Origin of the sequence: Globicatella sanguinis NBRC 15551 (genome assembly GCF_001552295.1) — a bacterium.
Taxonomy (GTDB): Bacteria; Bacillota; Bacilli; order Lactobacillales; family Aerococcaceae; genus Globicatella; species Globicatella sanguinis.
On record NZ_BCQX01000178.1, the window covers coordinates 1 to 2,771 of the forward strand.

At 32.5% G+C, this 2,771-nt stretch carries 3 protein-coding genes; all 3 read right to left on the reverse strand.

The window, feature by feature from the left end; genetic code table 11:
- Positions 1 to 224 precede the first annotated feature (224 nt).
- Positions 225 to 605, reverse strand: coding sequence for a YdcF family protein (locus GSA01S_RS10605; RefSeq protein WP_083513301.1), 381 nt, complete (start codon positions 603 to 605; stop codon positions 225 to 227).
- Positions 559 to 801, reverse strand: a complete 243-nt coding sequence (locus GSA01S_RS09870; protein WP_066127141.1) for a hypothetical protein — start codon at positions 799 to 801, stop codon at positions 559 to 561. The genes GSA01S_RS10605 and GSA01S_RS09870 overlap by 47 nt, the downstream gene beginning before the upstream one ends.
- 96 nt (positions 802 to 897) lie before the next feature.
- Positions 898 to 2,622, reverse strand: coding sequence for an AAA-type ATPase lid domain-containing protein (locus tag GSA01S_RS09875; protein ID WP_066127143.1), 1,725 nt, complete (start codon positions 2,620 to 2,622; stop codon positions 898 to 900).
- Between the last annotated feature and the right edge of the window lie 149 nt (positions 2,623 to 2,771).

Consider the following 2,771-nt stretch of genomic DNA (forward strand, 5'->3'; position numbering starts at 1 on the left):
GGGCTGTTATACGTACCTGGTTATTCGGCGTTTACGAATATAATTTATCTCCTCAATTTTTCCCAAAATAATAACCTCCTACTGATAATACGAACATTAGATCATTATCAGTTTAGGAGGTAATTTTAACATAGTCTATTCAAACCACAACATTTGGTGGAGGATTTTACTTGCCATTAGAAGTTGTTGAGTCCCCAAACCCTTGGAGAAGCTGTTATTCTATTTTATATATCAATATAATAATACAATCCAAACAAATATCCCCAATATTTGTATATTTCGTGTAATGCCCACTTAATATTATTTTTATTGGTTAAATATGAATTTTTATGATCCGATTGTTTTGGATAGGCAGATACATAAATGAATTTTAGGTTTTGGTTGCCTTTTGCTCTTTCAAAGGCCATTTTGGTTCTTCTGGTATGAAAATCACTTGTTACCACTATAGCAGTTTTCCATCCTTGTTGCTCCATTATTTTGATTGATTCTGTGGCATTGGTCCAAGTAGACGTTGCCTTTGGTTCTGCAATTATATTATCAGGATTGACGATATCATCATTAATAGGGGGACGAGCATTTTTTGATTTTGAGTGATGGCCAAACAATCACTTTATTAGAGGTACTATAACCTTGTTCTAAAAGTTCTTTTGCTTTTGTCTCACGGTATAATTGTCCACCAACAACAATAATAATATCTGATTTCTCAGGTGTTTCACCAATATCTAAGGTGAAAAATAAAATAAATGAGGAAATAATCATCGTGATTAAGAACGCTATAAAACTTGCTTTAATTAATTTCATATTGCCTCCTTATTTTCTTTTCATTTATCTTATAATATTTGATGGGGGATTACAAATTTATTTTATTTGCTTAGAATATGGGAGTGATACCATTCATTATTGATGGTTACGCTCCTCTTTATCCAAATACCGATAAATTTTACTCCGACTAATTTTTAGATCAGCTGCCGTTTCTTTAATACTTCCTTGATTTTCTTCAATTTTATAGCGAATAATCTCTTCAATATATTCTTCTAAGCTAGGGTGATTAAAAGATATCACTTTGGTTATTAAATCTTCTCGCATAGGGTGTTTTAATAATTGGTTAAATGCGAACTTCACTTCAGTTTCATTGATGACGCTCCTTTTGGTATTAATGACCAGATATTTAATGATATTGGTTAACTCACCATAATTTTCTGGCCATGGATATTCTTTTAGAATATGCATCGCATCTGATGTATAGGTACTAACGATTCCCTCGTGTATCGCATTCAAATCAAGTGTTAAAATATCGATCATCTCTTCAAAATTTCCTTGTTGCCCCGATAGTGGTTCCATATAGATGCGATAAGCTGAATTCCAGTCGCTACTAAGTTCGGGATGATTATCATTGAGTTCATATGTCGCAATCATTGGTAACGGGTGTTTATTATGGCTTATTATTATTTGCGTTTGAGCATGGTCAAGTTGTTCAACGTTATTTAAGATGATAACGATATTTTTTTGCTTTAATATTTCTGGCCATAACCCCCAAAAAAGCTTATCGATATAGCAACAATCAATTTGATAGATAAGTTGGTTAGAGAGTTGACTTGCTAAAAGGTGAGCAAGTCTTGATTTTAAAGTGTATTTTTCACCATAAATAACGATGCCTGGATAATGAGTAAATAATTGATTAATGTTATGTTTACGACTTTTCTCTTGTACGAACGAGTAAAAGCAATCATTTTGAATTTCATCGCTTAGTTCTTCGATTGTTAAAGTTTTAATAGCCGGATGCTTAATCGATGGGTATAGTGGAAGTATCTCAAATTGATATAAATTAAAAATTAATCCCTTCCAAGTGATAGCGTCGCAGATAACTTGATAACGATTGTTAGCTTTATCAGTAATAACAGTTTTTTCTTCGGTTAAATTTTGTAATTGCTTTTGTAAGGTTTCTGAGTTTAAATGAGGAAACTGAGAAATAAGAATCCGATTTTGTTGATCGGTGACAGCATATTTCACAGATAATTTTTTAGTCAATTGATTTTGAATATGAGCTTGTAATAGTGACTGCTTGATGGGCATCACGATATTTATAATTTCGATAAATTTCGATCGGATAGTGGTCTCATCTAATGTATAGGGGATTTGCTTGACTGGGTATAATTTTAAAATTGAATAAAAGGCAGAACTACAGATGTAATATTGATATTGGTTCAGAATCGAACGTGACATATCTTCTTGAAAATTGGTTAAGGATTTGGTTACGATGGTGGGGTATTCGACATTTAGATGTTGGCATAAATCTAGAGTTAGCTCAATGAATGACGCCTCACCAATTATCACTGTCTTATCTTGGTATTGCTTCATCGTAGTGAGAATTCTTAATAGTTCAAAAGGATTATTTTCCACTTTGAAGACGGGAAGAGTGGTATATTGCCGAATGTCCGTCAATGGATATCCATAATTTAAGACTGCATCAAAATTTTGTTGATGTTGTTCGAGATATTGGAAAGCTTTAGTCGGCTTGTCAGTTAGAATGGTTACTTTAAGATTGTGAAAATCGTTGGCACAGTGCTTGAATTTTTCAACTAAATAGTAGTCAGAAGTGATAATAAGAAGATTGACTTTCATAACAAACCTCCGTGTCTCATTTTAAGACATTTTATCACAGTTTATTAAGAAAATCATAAGTTTGTCGCTTAAAAATTTTAAATTTTATGAAAATGAAAATAAATTCAAAAAACATGGGTTTTCCTGAGGCTGGGCAAAAAGTCCAGTCC

Bases quoted from the DNA above. Each gene is read 5' to 3' on its own strand.
- GSA01S_RS09870 (WP_066127141.1), bottom strand. From the start codon at position 801: ATGAAATTAATTAAAGCAAGTTTTATAGCGTTCTTAATCACGATGATT.
- GSA01S_RS09875 (WP_066127143.1), bottom strand. From the start codon at position 2,622: ATGAAAGTCAATCTTCTTATTATCACTTCTGACTACTATTTAGTTGAA.